Origin of the sequence: Sphingomonas sp. DBB INV C78 (assembly GCF_042693015.1) — a bacterium.
Lineage (GTDB): Bacteria > Pseudomonadota > Alphaproteobacteria > Sphingomonadales > Sphingomonadaceae > Sphingomonas_E.
The window spans coordinates 4,945,192-4,959,843 of sequence record NZ_CP170544.1 but is presented as its reverse complement, the minus strand read 5'-3'; the positions used below and the strand labels follow the sequence as shown (position 1 = coordinate 4,959,843).

Genomic DNA, 14,652 nt, shown 5'->3' with positions numbered 1-14,652 from the left:
GGATGAACCTTCACGTGCCGCCGATAATCTCGCGGACACGCGTCGCCAGCCCGTCCATCGCGAAAGGCTTGGTAATCATTGCCATGCCGGGCTCCAGAAAACCCGAGGCGAGCGCCGCATTTTCGGCATAGCCGGTCATGAACAGGATTTTGAGCTCCGGCCGCGTAACCCGCGCCGCATCGGCAAGCTGGCGTCCGTTGAGGCCGGGCAGCCCCATATCGGTGACCATCAGGTCGATCCGCTGCGTCGACTGGAGAATTGCCAGGCCGGCCGGACCATCGCTCGCCTCGATCGCCGCATAGCCGAGTTCGCTCAACAGCTCGACGATCAGACCACGCACGACCGGTTCGTCCTCGACGACAAGTACCACCTCACCTTCGTCAGCGCCCGGTGCGAGGTGTGCGCGATGCTCACCTTCCTCGATCTGCACATCGCCCTGGTAGCGCGGAAGATAGAGTTTGACGGTCGTTCCCTGCCCAATCTCCGAATAGATGCGGGCATAGCCTTCGGACTGGCCCGCGAAGCCATAGATCATCGAAAGCCCGAGGCCCGTGCCCTGGCCAAGCGGCTTCGTGGTGAAGAAGGGCTCGAACGCCCGTGCGATCACATCCTTGGTCATGCCCGCACCGGTGTCGGTGACGCAGACGCAGACATATTGGCCCGGCCTGACATCCCGTTCGTGCGCGGCATAGAGATTGTCGAGATGCGCGTTGCAGGTTTCGATGGTGAGCTTGCCGCCGTCCGGCATGGCATCGCGGGCATTGATCGCGAGATTGAGGATCGCGCTTTCGAGCTGATTGGGATCGCAGCGGGTAAGCCATAGCCCGCCGCCCTGCACGAGCTCCAGTTCGACCCGCTCGCCCAGCGTCCGCCGCAGCATATCTTCCATTGAGGCGATCAGCGGGTTGGCACGAACCGGCCGCGGATCGAGCGGCTGCCGCCGCGAAAAAGCGAGCAGGCGATGGGTTAGCGCCGCGGCGCGGGCAGCCGAATTCCTCGCCCCCGTCAGCCATCGCGACAGTTCGCTGCCCCGCCCCTGATCGAGCCGCGCCTGCATCGTTTCGAGACTGCCGCTGATGCCCTGGAGGAGATTGTTGAAGTCGTGCGCGATGCCGCCGGTCAGTTGGCCGACGGCTTCCATCTTCTGGCTCTGCCGCAGCGCATCCTCCACCGACCGCTGCTCGGTAATGTCGCGCCCCACGGCATGGATGCGGCCATTGTCGGGCACGGCTGTCCAGGACATCAACCGATAATCGCCCGACCGCATGCGATAACGGTTTTCCATCCTGAAAGTCGTGGCGCCAGCCGACAGCTTCGCCAGTTCATTGTCGGTTTCACCGGCATCGTTAGGGTGGAGGAACTCGAAGATCGATCGCCCGACCATTTCGGCTTCCTGCCAGCCGAGCATGCGTTCCGCCGAGGGGTTGACGGCAGTGATCTCGCCGTCGAACTGGCAGACCAGCATCAGATCCTGGCTGATTGTCCAGAGCCGGTCGCGATCCTGCGCATAGGCCTCCTCGGCCCGTTTCTGCGCGTCAATCTCAGTATTGGTGCCGACCCAGGCCGTGATTCTCCCGCGCGCATCGGCAAGCGGCAGCGCCCGCGAAAGATGCCAGTGATAATTGCCGGCTGCGTCGCGAAGACGAAATTCGGTTTCGTAGGTGACGCCGGTGGCCAGCGCGGTCGCCCACCGTTCTTCGGCCCTGGGCCTGTCCTCGGGATGAACGATCGTCGTCCACATCTCGCCATCAAGCGTGCCGCGCTCGACGCCGCAATAGGAATAGACGCGGTCATTGAACCAATCGAGCGAGCCATCGGCGCGTGCCGTCCACACCTGGTTCGGCATGTTCTGGGCAAGTGCGCCGAATTGCGCTTCGCTCTTTTCGAGCGCGCGCTGAATGCGGAGCCGATCGGTCACATCCTGTACCGCACCGACAAGCCGGATCGCCTGTCCCGCCTCATCGAACTCATAATCGGCCTTGCGCGCGATCGTTCGCTCCTCGCCCGTATCCGGGCGCCGGATGCGATATTCCACGTCGAGCGGCGCAGTTCCCGCCCTGCGGCGGGCGTCGTCCGATATCTGCCTGCGGTCCTCGGGAATGACCAGACGTTCGATCGTCATGGTCGACAGCTCGGCCGATGGTTCGAGTCCGAAGATGCGGCAGAATTCCACGGTGGCGCTGATCGTGTTGGCACGGATGTCGATCGCGAAAAGCCCGACGCCGCCGGCCGCCTGGGCACGGCGCAGCCGTTCCTCGCTTTCCATGAGGGCCTGCTGGGCCGCATATTCGCGGGTACGATCCCGCATCAGCTTGACGAAGCCGATTGCGGTCCCGCTTTCGTCACGGAGCGGGGCCATCTCGCTCAACCCCCAGAAGCGCTCGCCCGATTTCTTCAGATGCCAGCGCGCGTCCTGCGCACGCCCCGTGGCAAGCGCCTCGCGGCGTTTGATTTCTGGCCGGCGGCTTTCGCGATCTTCCGGAGTGAAGAAGATGGCCATCGGTTGGCCGAGCATCTCCGTCTCGCCCCAGCCGAGCATTTCGGCCGCCCCGCGATTCCATAGCGTGACATTGCCCTGGAGATCGGTGGCGACGATGCCGTAATCGATCGCGCTATCGAGAATCTGGCGATTATGCGCCTCTCGCTCGCTCAGCAACTCTTCGGCCCGGACGCGCTGGATATGTGCCCAGGACCGTTCGGTCACCTCGCGAATGATACCGAGTTCGGCTTGGCTCCATTGATGCGGAACCTTGTCATGGATCGCCATCAGGGCGGACAGCCGACCCTGCTTGATCAGCGGCACGCAGATCGTCGCCGCAATGCCGATATCCTGGAACGTCCCCGCCTCCTCTGGCCGGAGTTCCGCCAGATTGTCATTGATGATGAGGGGACGACCGGCATTGAGCTCGGTCACGGCCAACTCGCCGAAATCCGCGAGGCGGTATCTACCGACGATCGACGTCGTGTCGGGCGCATGCCAGTCGCCGCGGATGGTGAAGCCGTCCCCATCATCGTCCATGTCGGCATAGGCGCAATTGGACAGGCCGAGATGCTCGGCCGTCATCCGCGTCGTGATGGCCAGAATCTCGTCCGCATCACGGCAATCCTGGATCGCACGGCCAAGATCATCGAGAAACCTTAGCTTGGCTTCGCTCTCTTCCAGCGCGTGCCGCGTCCGCATCGCCTCGGTGGTTTCGACCACCACCGCGATGACCCCGGCCGGCTTGCCGTCATCGCCGCGCACCGGGGAATAATCCAGGTTCATCCAGGCCTGTTCGAGCCCGCCGCGGCGATTGAGCTTGAGAACATGATCCTTGTAGCTGAGCGTCCCGCCGGCGAGGCCGACGCGCATCACATTGTCGTTGAAGTCCGCAACCTCGTCCCAGCCCTCTCGGACGTTGGAACCGAGAAGCTGACTGTCGCGCCCGCCCGCGAACACCGCATAGGCATCATTATAGATCATGACGCCCATCTCGCCCCACAACAGGACAAGCGGCACCGGGCTGGCCAGCATCAGGCTGACAGTATGTTTAAGGGCCTGCGGCCAGCATTCTATCTGGCCAATCGGGGTGCTTCCCCAATCATGGCCGGCGATGCGACGCGCCATTTCGCCGCCCGCCGCCATAAAATTATATGCACCGCCCTCCACAGTCAGAGCCGGCTCCATGTTTTGCCCTTCGCTCTGGCCAGAGCCGAAAGCCGATTTTGGCGATGGCGCTCGAGCCCCCTTCCCCGATATTCCTCGCTGAACCCGATTGGAGCCGCAAGGTTCCGCCCGGTCTTCCATGATTTGGGAGGTCAGGCATCAATCCCGATCATTCTCCTCATGCGCCTTGCGCCCGAGATCATGCGGTCCCCCCGCGGGTTGGCCAGACACTATTTCGCCAACGTCGACATTGGCGGCAACGCCGGCGGGCCCGATCGCATTCAAAGCAGGGTCAGAATCCTCCGCCCCCGAAGGCACTGCATGGGCTTTGCGCGGTTGCTTGATCGATTTTGTCATCCGGCGTCTCCTCGCCTCTGGGCGTGATAATCGATCAGAGCCGCAGCGGTTCCTCCCCGAGGAATCGAGCGCAAGGAACGGCAGACCATTTCGGCGAGTTGATCCCATCTGTGAGAGCGAACATGCCGGCAAAACTGTGAAGATCGCCACATACAATGTGAACGGCATCAACGGGCGCCTGCCGGTGCTGCTCCGGTGGCTCGACCTCGCCAAACCGGACATCGTCTGCCTGCAGGAATTGAAGGCGCCGCAGGACCGGTTTCCGGGAAAGGCCATTCGCGATGCCGGCTACGACGCCGTCTGGCACGGCCAAAGCCGCTGGAACGGCGTTGCGCTGCTCAGCCGTGTCGGCGCGATCCATGAAACGCGGCGCGGACTGCCCGGCGATCCCGATGACATGCAGAGCCGCTATATCGAAGCCGCGGTGAACGGCATGCTCGTCGCTTGCCTCTATCTGCCCAATGGCAATCCGCGGCCGAGCGCCAAATTCGATTTCAAGTTGCGCTGGTTCCAGCGGCTGGAAACCCATCTCGCCTCGCTCATCGAGCTTGCGGCGCCCGTCGTCATCGCCGGCGACTTCAATGTGATGCCGACCGATCAGGACGTCTATGCGCCGGAACGCTGGCGGGAGGACGCGCTTTTCGCGCCCGAAGTGAAGCACGCCTATCATCGCCTTCTCGATCAGGGATGGACCGACGCCATCCGTGACCTGCACCCGCACGATACGATCTACACCTTCTGGAAATATTGGCGTGGGGCATTCGAGCGCAATGCAGGGCTGCGCATCGATCATTTGCTGCTCAATCCGCAGGCGGCCGCGCAACTGACCCGAGCCGAAGTCGACACCCGACCGCGCGGCTGGGAAAAAACCAGCGACCACGCGCCCGTCTGGATCAATCTTGCGGAAGCGCCGGGCGAGCGCGGCAGCGATAAACCTGGCATCTGATCGTTTTATATGCGTAAGGACTTGGCAACCATTCCTTCATTCGGAATGATTAACTTGCGGGAACTTGGACCCGGATAATGAAAGGTACGAATGATCTTGGAACGGCGCCCGCGCCGCTGGATCGTTCCATCTTTTTCATTTGAGGGATTTTGAGATACTGTTTCCTATCAATAAACCAGCCAAATGCTTGTCGGTAAAAGGTTTTGCGAAATTCTGACGCCCTTTCTCCCGCGCTGACGTTGTCCAGGCTAAAAGATAAGCTGGGGGCAGAGGTGGCGACCGTGAATCAGGTGTATGACCAGACCGCCGGCAAGCCGCCCGTCCGCCAAGGCCGGATGCCAGGGTCCAAAGGCCGCAAGTTCGACTGGCGCGGTCTGCGCCGACACGTCCCGGCACAGTATCTCTGGCCCATCCTGATGCTGCTCGGCATCTGCTTCGGCTGCATCGTCGGCGTGCTTGTCATATCCACGTCATCGCAGGACCGATTGCAGCTGGCCCGCGAACGCCAGGGGCTTGCCACTGCGCTCGATACCGCAGTCGCACTCACCATTCGCGACCTGCAGGATTATGCCAAATGGGACGAAGCGGTTCGCCACATCGCGCGCGACCTCGATCCCGCCTGGATGGCCGACAATGTCGTCGCCTATCTCGGGGAAACCCAAGGCTATACCTATATCTTCACGCTCGACGGGGCAGACCGGACGGTCTTCGCCAGCCAGAAGGGGAAGACGGTTCGCCTCGATGCGCGTCGCGTGCTCGGCCAGGGTTTTTCCAAGGGCGTCGCACGGGTGCGCACGATGACGCCGACGGGCGCCCCGATCATCGGCGGCTACAGCCGCGCCGGCGACGATCTCTACGTCTATTCGGTGGCGCAGATCGTCCCGCTGACCGACAAGGTCCGGTTGGGCAAGGGTCCGGTATCGCTGCTTGTCGTGGCCCAGCGGATTGACGGTGCGTTCCTTGCCCGCATGGCGGCCGATGAAAGTCTCCAGGGGCTTCGGCTGCATCTGGATCGCCCCCCACCAGCCCCGCGGATCGAACTGCCAAGCGACAATGCTCCGCTCGATGCCTGGCTCAGCTGGCATCCGGCCCAGCCCGGAACCGCGCTTAGAAGGGATGCCTTGCCCGCCACGCTTGCGGTTGCCTTGCTCACCATCATTGCGGCCGGCATCGTCGTCAAACGTGGCGCGCGTACCGTCGAGGCGCTGCAGGTCAGCGAAGCGCGGGCGCGCTATCAGGCGCTCCACGATGCACTCACGGGTCTTCCCAACCGACGCGCCCTGATGGAGCGGATCAGCCAGGCCGTGGCAGCCATGGAGCCGGTGAGGCTGCTCTACATGGATCTCGACGGCTTCAAGGATGCCAATGATCTCTACGGGCATGGCGCAGGGGACAAGCTGCTGCGGCAGGCGGCGCAGCGCATAACCGCAGCCTTGCCTTATGCTTTTGCTGCGCGGGCAGGCGGCGATGAATTCGCGGTCCTCGTCAGGGGCAATCACGCGCAGGGTCAGGCGCATATGGCCGAGGCGGTGATCGATGCCTTTGCGACGCCCTTCTCCACCGGCGATTTCTGGGTCGATCTCGGCGTCAGCATCGGCTGCGTCGATCGCCCGGCGCACAGCATGGACGATGAGGACGACATCATGCGCCATGCCGACGCCGCCATGTATGCGGCGAAAGCGGACGGAAAGCGCTGCTGGCGGTCCTACCGGCCCGAGATGGACGCCCATCATCATGTCCGCGTCGAGCTGGAAGCCGATCTGCGCGAAGCCATTGAGGGGAATGCGATCGACGTCGTCTACCAGCCGATCGTCGATGCCCACAGCAGGGCTATCGTGGCGGTGGAAGCCCTGGCCCGATGGCGCCACATGCGTCACGGCGACGTGCCGCCCGACGTCTTCATTCCGCTCGCCGAACGCAGTGGCTTGATCAGCGCGCTTGGCCAGGCCGTGCTGCAGCGCGCCTGCCGTGACGTCCTTCCCCTGCCGGTTTCCCTCGCCGTCAATCTATCGCCGGCGCAGTTCTGGGACAGCAGATTGGGTGCGGAGATCAGTGAAGCCCTCGATCAAACCGGCTTTCCGGCCGAGCGGCTTGAACTGGAAATCACCGAACAGTTCCTGTTGAGACGCCCGGAGGCGGCCGCCGATATTTTGCGGGAGCTTCGGCTGCTCGGCATCTCGATCGCTCTCGACGATTTCGGTGCCGGCTATGCCAGCATCGGCTATCTGCGACAGCTCAGCTTCGACCGGCTGAAGATCGACAAGCAATTCATCGCCCCCATATCGGAACGCGGATCAGCCGCCGAGCTTGTCGGCGTGATTGCGGCGCTGGGCCGCCTGCTGGAACTCGAGGTCACCGCCGAGGGGGTCGAAACCCCGCTTCAGGCTGAACTCGCATGCCGGGCCGGATGCTCGCAGCTCCAGGGTTGGCATTTCGGACGGCCAATGCCGATCGAGATATTGTGCGCGAACCTGGCAGGAGACGACGCGGCGACGCCTCTCGCCGCTGCCGTTCCCGCGACCTGATGAATCGGCTGCCGCGCATCGGCTGAGGGAACCTGACATGGCCCTACCGATTTTCTTCATGGACGGACGCTGGCGCGAGGGTGATGACCGGGGCCGCGCTTCGTTTCCATTTCACGGAGCGCGATATGGTCGGTGCCTCCTCCGCCCGGTCGAGCGATAAGGCCAGGATCGCATCCGCCGCCGCCGCCGCCCTGATCCACATCGCGCTTGGATATGGTCTGCTCCTGGGCCTCGGCTCGATCCCCGGAAGCGAGAGCCCACGGAATTCCGAGCCGATGCTGCTGATCGAGCTGGCTCCGCCGCCCGCGCCGATCCCTCCTGCCAGACCCTCGCGGTCGGAGCCCGGGAGCCACACGACGCGAAACGCCGATATCGCTGCTCCAGAGGGCGTTGCGATCGACAGTGTCGCGCACGTGCCTGAACTTTCCGTTCCCCCATTCCGCCTGCCCACCCCCTCCATTCCAGCCGGCGGAGGAATCGCGGAAGGCGACGGCCTGGGCAGTGAGGGGGACGGTTCGGGCGGCGCGGGCACGGGCGCCGGCGCAGGAGGCGGCGATGCCGAGGATTTTACCGAGGCTCGGCAGATTCGCGGTCGATTCCGGAATTCCGATTTCCCGGAATCGGCCGAGGGGGCTACCCCGCTCAGGGTGGGTGTTCGCTTCGCCGTCGGCCCCGCCGGCCGGGTCGATCAATGCGAGATCATCGCGCCAAGCGGTTATCCCGAACTGGACGCGATGACATGCCGCGTCATCATCGATCGCTATCGCTTCAGGCCCGCCCGCGACGGCCAAGGCGTGGCCGTCACCGAAGTGATGGAGGAAGCCTATACCTGGGTCTCCCATGATCGGGTCCGGACGCAGAATTGATCGCTGCGCCCGGCTTCACCCTTACCACTGCGGCCGGGCCAGGATTCTACGCCTGGCTGAGGTGAGCCTGCAGCGCTTCCAGCATCTGCCCATATGCCCCGCTCAGGATCTCGGCTGCCTGCTCACCCGTGAAATCGCCCGTCGCCACGCCCACCGCGCTCCAATGCACGCGGCAGCTATCGTCGCCCAGCGCCTCGACTTGCACGACCGCCCGATAGTCGGTGATCGGCATCGGCAGACCGCGGGGGATTGTGTAACTGAAGCGATGCTCTCCGTGATCGATGGCTTCGAGCACCTCGTCGATCGGCTCCATGCCAGGCATGTGCAGGCGACGGATCATGCCCGGACCCTCTCCAATCCGGTCGATCTGAATGCCGGGGGCGGCCCAGGCGATATTGCCAAAATCGCCCAGGACCTCCCAAACGCGCGCGCCTTGAAAGTCAAAGTCCTTTTCGATTTTCAGATTCATATCTTTCACGAGGCTGTCCTATCCATCTCTTGCCTGAAAAAGCACGTTGATCGCTGGCCCGCGCTACCGCGCGAAGCCGTCGCACCATCGAGGTTCGGGCGAGCATAAATTATGCGCGAGCGCGGCTGAATATGCCGCGGCGATCCTGAGCAGACCCGCGGACAAAAATGGCCGGCCGTGTTGCGTTGGCTCAGATAGAGGACTTCATCCGGGTTCGGTCTTCGATCCTGCATCGGCAGAGGGGTGACTTTTCACCTATACGAGTGATCGGAGGGTGGCCTCGCCACCCTCCGGTTCGCGGTCAGGCCACGCCTGCAAAGCGCAGCAGATCGACCATACTGAAATCCTCGCCTTGCTTCGAGGTGTCGACGGTCGGCAGGAAGGGCTCCCAGTCCGGTTCCTGCGACAGATAGGATGTTCGGTCACCCTGGATCAGGCCGAGGAACACCTCGGTAATGATGCGCCCGCCGACCGGACCGAGACGCTCGCCATTCTCGATCACGCCCGCTTCACGCAATATGTAGAACCACAGAGGCGTGCGATCATCGAGGCCATATTGTTTGAGATCGCCCAGATCGCCCTTGGAGAGGACGGGCAGATTCATGGCCTTGGCGACGCGCTGACCCGATGGCAGCGAGAAGGTCAGATGGCGCAGCAGATTGCGCTGGGCCAGCGACGACGGGTTGGTCTTGGCATCCGGATTGGAGACAACCGAGCCTGGCAGCTTGAACAAGGCGGTCGAAAGCGTCGTATCGATCTTCTTGTTGGGCCGCACCGATCCGTCGCGAAAATCGAAGAAGGTCGGCCAGTCGATGAAGCGCCGCGGCGCCCGGCAGCCGCCGGACAGATCGTCCGGATCCAGCGGATTGGACGGCGTGGGCGTGAAGATCATGCCGAAAAAGGGTTGGCTGCCGGGATTGCCGGTGAAGTTGGCGCGATAGGATGGCCGGACCTGGCTGTGGCCGAAGCGATAGGCGGCCACCGAGAACTCGACCGGGATGAACGGGTCGTTGTGCCACTTGTAGAATTTGCGCCCATTCTCGAGCACGTCGTTCACGGCCGCCTCGCCACAGGTCTTCTTCAAAAACTCGTGGACGATGATCCACTGATAGTGCCAGCGGACGATGCGCTGCGCCTCGGCGAATATCTGGTCGGGCGCCGTCAGCTTGATCTTCGTCTTCACATGCTCGACCGCGGCATTGTGGAATTTGAGGAACGCCACCTGCAGCTGTGAAATGATCAGATTCTCGTCGTCGCGGGGATCGCCGATCAGCGCAACATTCTGGCTGTTGCGCGGCACGTCCTGCTTGCCGGCCGTGCCGGTCTCCTCGAGCAGGAACTTGATGCCCTTGCCCGGCCCCTGATCGTAGAGGTGCGGGCTGCCGCCTGGCCCGGCGCCATAGACATTGTCGAGGGCGAGGCTAGGCGTCCGGAAATTGGCGATATGCTCCGGGTCCGACTGCCGTTCGAGGCTCGATGTCGGATCGAACGTCATGTCATGATCGAGAAACTGGCCGAGGAAGGTGAATCCCGCCGTGAGCGTCGGATTGTCGGAATTCTTCGCGGAAAGCGTGGGATCGGTGATCAGCTTGACCGGCCCTTCGGACAATTTGTCCTTGGCATCCATGATGCCGCCCGCTTTGCCGATTTCGAGCAAGGCTGCCCGGACATCGGGCGTGTCGGATGCAAAGGCCGGGAGCTTGCCAAACAGGCGGCCGAAGCGGCCGGAATCATAATAATGCGAACGGGGAGGCACGATATCGTGCGGGTAGACACCATGATGGGCCATGCTCACTCTCCTGCAACAGTTACTGTTTGAATGGAGGTCGACGCCCGCTCCTCACCGTGAGCGTGGTCATTTTAGCGAGCCTGTTGATGGGTTTAACTGAACCTTCGGGATCGCAACGGACAATCCTACCAAAGCGGCATTCGGCAAGACGAAGGCGTTTCTTCCTGCGATGAAATGCTATCCTTCTTGCCGGCTCCGGCCGGCCAGGCACAGGAAGAGCGATGCCTATCTACGTCCTGATCATCGACATTCTGGGCATCGTCTTCGCCATATCGGGTTTCCTGATGGCGTTCCGCCCGATGACGGTGCGCCGCTGGTGGCGAATGTTCAGGCGCGCTGGGGAGACAGAACGCCTTGCGGTTCCGGCAAAGGATGATCCGGTCGTCTACGCGCTGCGCATAGCCGGCGTCATGATCATGATTTTCGGCATCACCATCGCAGGGATGATGACGTTCGCCCATTGGCTGCTGGCCTGAAGCGCGGCGGACATACCGCGCGATAACGAATCGACGGCGCGCGCAGTTGCAAATGACATTGCGCGCGAGAGAGGTGTTGGCGGAGCTGTCGGCCACGCATCGGGACGAGATCAGGGGCCTGCGTCCGCGATCTCCTTATGCTCGAACGTGAGCATCTTGCCGCACGCTTGGGGTTCGCCGGGTTGCGGCCCTTCATCAAGCCAGTCGGAATATGCTTCGACTGCACCCAGCGATCAGCGGCACGTCGCCAAGCGAACGGCGAAGCTCGATGACTGGCGACGGCAGCTATCAGATGTCCTTTGATGCCATCCGACGCTGCTATGGCGGCGACAGCAGGCGTGCATCGTGGCCGCGTCAGCGGTGTCGCCGCATCCACGCACTATCAGATGGCGGGGCGCTTGAGGTCCCCGCCGTCACCGCATCCTGCCTCAGGCAGCCTGGACAGCCGAAAGGCGCCACACGTCCCCGGACTTGCGCACAAACGTCCACAGCTCGGCCGTCTCGGTGGGATTCGTCGGATCGCCCTCGATCACCGTTCCGGTGGCGCGATCCACCATAACGTCGATGCTCGCATAGCGCATCGCGATCGTCGCATAGTCCGTATCATGCTCGCGCCACGCCTCAGCGACATCGGCCGCGATCAGCTCAGTTCCGGTTACCTGGTTACGCCGCCCGTTGGTAGCGTTCCGGCTCAGCTCCTCGGCGAAATAGGACATCACCTCGGGCGTCGTCAGCTCGCGGAGGCGGGCATAATCCTCCCGCCCAAATGCGTCCTGCACCGCGGCCAGAAGCCGCTCGAACGCGGCCTTGTCGGACAGCTCGATCGGAATGTCGCGATCTTCGCCCGCCGTCGTGGCATAAGCCGTCGCGAACGGCGCCGCCGATGCCGAGGCGACCGGCTGCGGCCCGCCCGTGAATGGCGATACTACGCCACCGCTATGCGCGGCAGCCAGCACCGGCTTGCGCCGGAACATGCGCAATAGGAACCAGGCGAGGCCGCCCACCAAGGCGATCTGTAACAGCGCCATCAGGAAGCCGGCGCCGGCCAGCGAGCCAAAGCCGTTGCCCAACAGCGCACCGATCAGACCGCCGGCGATCAAGCCCCCGATCAGCCCCTTGGCCAGGCCACCCGATTTGGCCGCAGCGGGCTTTGCCATCGGCGAACGCGCTGCCGATCCCTGCGCCGGGTTCCTGTTTTCCGTCATGCTGCGCTGGACCGGCGCGACCCGATTGGGCGCCGTCGCGGTTGCCGTCGGCGCATCATGCGTCCGCGAACCCCGACTGCCAAAGCTGCCGCCGCGCCGCGCATCGGCCGGCGCCGCCAACATCACAGAAACGGCGAGCCCCGCTGTAAGAGCGCCAAAATATTGAAATCTTTTACCTGCCATCTCAACTCCTTCTGCTCCACCATATAGGTTGGGCAACCGCAATCGCATCAGGCGTTGGCCCCAATGATCAGGCTCCGGCCCAGCTCCGAGACCCAACTAGGCCGCCTCATCGTCTTGCGATGTGACAAATTGCTGCTCGACGAAGGAGCGTCGGTTTTCCCGCATCACCGTTCGGTTCGGCTACAGGCGCTGCGCCTAGGGGCCAAGAGGTGATCGGCAATAAGGTCCCCGTCGAGCGAAATGTTCACACCAATAATTAAACGAGGAAATCTATTGCGGCTGGCATGAAGCTGATGCTCGGCCTCTATCTTATTGTTACCGGCCTGCTGGCTGCCGTGGCGATTTCCGTCCCCAGCCTGGTGGTGCTCGGTCTTTTCCTCGGCATCGTGCCCGGTCTCATCCTTGCATTTGCGCCATCGGCTTTCCTCTACGGTCTTGCTTTCGGGGTTATCCGCTTTGTCCTGGGAGCCTTTCTCTCCGGATTTCTCCTCTTCATATGCAGCGCTTCGCTGACGCTCGCGCTGTTCTGGGCGTTACCGCAACCCGGTCTGGCGCGGGCCAGAGCATTGCTTGCCGATGCAGTTCTTCCCGACATCCAGCCCCCCGCGCCGATCGCGCTGGACGGACATATTCGCGTTGAGCGTAGGTTTGAGAACCGTTGCGACAATTTGTGCGTTGCCCTGCTGACCACGCCGGGAGTCACGGGCGTGACGATCGTGATCAAGGGACAAAAGAAGGATAGCATCCGCACCTGGCGGCTTGTTCCCGTTGCTGCGCCGGGCGAGGCGGTGATACCAAATGGCTTCGGCTTCGATGATCCGTCGGCGGAAAAAGTGCCCGGAGACTGGTCGGCAGGTCCGCGAGCCCTGGAAGCAGCATGGAATCTGCGACTGGCGGCCGGGGTGAAGCTTGTCAGTGACGATGATGCGCCGCCGCCCGCCTTTGTGATCGAAACAAGCGAACGACCGGTCCACGACGGCCGTCCCGGCCCCTGGTCGCTATCTCCGCGTGCCGGGCGGATCGAGACTGGTCAACTGCGCGACAACCGCGGAAACGTCCTGCTAAGGCGCCAGGTGGCTTCCATTGCCGCCCCAGCGGCGCCCCTCATCTCGACCTACACGGGTGGGATCGAAAGCGGACGGATGGAATGGTCGACCCGCACTCTCGCGCATCCCGCTCGATACGCCCAACTCGAATTTGAAAAGCAGGTGGTCACCCACACGAACATTGCGCGGGGCGTCGATCGTGAGGCGGCCATGGCCAAGGCGCGAGCCGAGCTCGTCCGGGCCCTCGACGACCCGTCTCGGGCCGCTGACGACGCGGCCTTCCGCCTCGCAAACCAATGGCTCGCATCTTTTGAACGGGCAAAAGCTATGACCGCGAGCGACGCCGTCATCGTCGAGCGAGTCGTTGCGGATCGACGGATAAGGAGTGCCGACGGATTATGGGCTGCGTTACGCGCCATGGGCGATGACGGGTCGCGTGTCCGTCGGCTTGTCGAAGCCCGCATCATGGACCGCGAAGGCGCCCGCGAGAACAAACAGTGGGGCCGTGCCCTTCGTGAACTTCCGGCTGGCGCCTTTGCGATAGAAACGCCGGAAGAAGCGACGATCTTGGCCGATCCCGATGTAAGCCGTTACGCAACGGCCATCATCGCGCGCCAGGCGGATCGTGGCCCCGAAGCACTGCCGGATCTCCTGAGGTTGCTCGAAGAGCATGCAACGGTCGATCCCGGGAAGTATGGCTATGGCGATGCCAGCGAAGCGATCAATGCCGTTCGAAGGGCCTTGCGCGCCCTCGGTGCGTCGGCCCGCCCGGCCTTGCCGCAGGTCGAAAGTCTCTTCGCGCGCCACGAACGGCTGCAACGGCTCCGTGGAGAAGATTGGGACGTGACATTGGTTGCGATGGGCATGCCACTCGAGCGTGTCGTCAAGCCGGCCAACCGCTCGGGCACATCAGCACAATATGTCGAGCGCGTCGCAAGGAAGGCGGCGCAGACGTTCGATCCGCGACGCGATTAGCGGTCTATCTTCGCCTTTGCATAAAGAACGCCAAAATGCATCCGCACCCACCCACTCTCGGGCACCGCATGTTGTCCCAAGATCGGCAGCCACTATGCGATCTTCGAACCGGAATGTCCGGGCACGATTCGTGATGGAGATGTTGCGACGCCCGAAACATATGAAAAAG

The 14,652-nt window shown here is 63.0% G+C and carries 9 protein-coding genes; 5 read left to right on the top strand and 4 right to left on the bottom strand.

Annotated elements, in window-relative coordinates; genetic code table 11:
- Nucleotides 1-10 precede the first annotated feature (10 nt).
- Entirely contained in the window at nt 11-3,607 is a 3,597-nt protein-coding gene (locus tag ACFB49_RS23660) for a PAS domain S-box protein (protein WP_380874302.1), read from the bottom strand.
- Nucleotides 3,608-4,139: 532 nt separating this feature from the next.
- On the opposite strand from ACFB49_RS23660, the gene xth reads away from it, so the two are divergent.
- From xth to ACFB49_RS23645, 3 genes are all read left to right on the top strand, one after another.
- The gene (gene xth / locus ACFB49_RS23655) at nt 4,140-4,949 is read left to right on the top strand and encodes an exodeoxyribonuclease III (protein ID WP_380874300.1); all 810 of its coding nucleotides are present in this window, start codon (nt 4,140-4,142) and stop codon (nt 4,947-4,949) included.
- Nucleotides 4,950-5,221: 272 nt separating this feature from the next.
- Nucleotides 5,222-7,474 carry an EAL domain-containing protein gene (locus ACFB49_RS23650; protein ID WP_380874298.1) on the top strand — a complete coding sequence of 751 codons (2,253 nt, stop codon included), beginning with the start codon at nt 5,222-5,224 and terminating at the stop codon, nt 7,472-7,474.
- Nucleotides 7,475-7,749: 275 nt separating this feature from the next.
- The gene (locus ACFB49_RS23645; protein ID WP_380874297.1) at nt 7,750-8,340 is read left to right on the top strand and encodes an energy transducer TonB; all 591 of its coding nucleotides are present in this window, start codon (nt 7,750-7,752) and stop codon (nt 8,338-8,340) included.
- A 46-nt stretch (nt 8,341-8,386) separates the two neighbouring features.
- On the opposite strand, the gene ACFB49_RS23640 is transcribed toward ACFB49_RS23645, so the two are convergent.
- Both ACFB49_RS23640 and ACFB49_RS23635 read right to left on the bottom strand, forming a co-directional pair.
- Nucleotides 8,387-8,809 (bottom strand): SRPBCC family protein, encoded by a 423-nt coding sequence (locus tag ACFB49_RS23640; protein WP_380880092.1) that lies wholly within the window; start codon nt 8,807-8,809, stop codon nt 8,387-8,389.
- Nucleotides 8,810-9,110: 301 nt separating this feature from the next.
- Entirely contained in the window at nt 9,111-10,598 is a 1,488-nt protein-coding gene (locus tag ACFB49_RS23635; protein WP_380874295.1) for a heme peroxidase family protein, read from the bottom strand.
- A gap of 221 nt (nt 10,599-10,819) precedes the next feature.
- Between ACFB49_RS23635 and ACFB49_RS23630 the strand changes: the two genes are divergently transcribed.
- Nucleotides 10,820-11,074 (top strand): hypothetical protein, encoded by a 255-nt coding sequence (locus tag ACFB49_RS23630; RefSeq protein ID WP_380874294.1) that lies wholly within the window; start codon nt 10,820-10,822, stop codon nt 11,072-11,074.
- A 428-nt stretch (nt 11,075-11,502) separates the two neighbouring features.
- Here ACFB49_RS23630 and ACFB49_RS23625 read toward each other — a convergent pair whose 3' ends face one another.
- Nucleotides 11,503-12,462 carry a Tim44 domain-containing protein gene (locus ACFB49_RS23625; protein WP_380874292.1) on the bottom strand — a complete coding sequence of 320 codons (960 nt, stop codon included), beginning with the start codon at nt 12,460-12,462 and terminating at the stop codon, nt 11,503-11,505.
- A gap of 284 nt (nt 12,463-12,746) precedes the next feature.
- Here ACFB49_RS23625 and ACFB49_RS23620 point away from each other — a divergent pair, with 284 nt between their 5' ends.
- Complete coding sequence (locus ACFB49_RS23620; RefSeq protein WP_380874290.1) at nt 12,747-14,483, top strand: hypothetical protein; 1,737 nt, start codon at nt 12,747-12,749, stop codon at nt 14,481-14,483.
- The last annotated feature ends 169 nt before the right edge of the window (nt 14,484-14,652 follow it).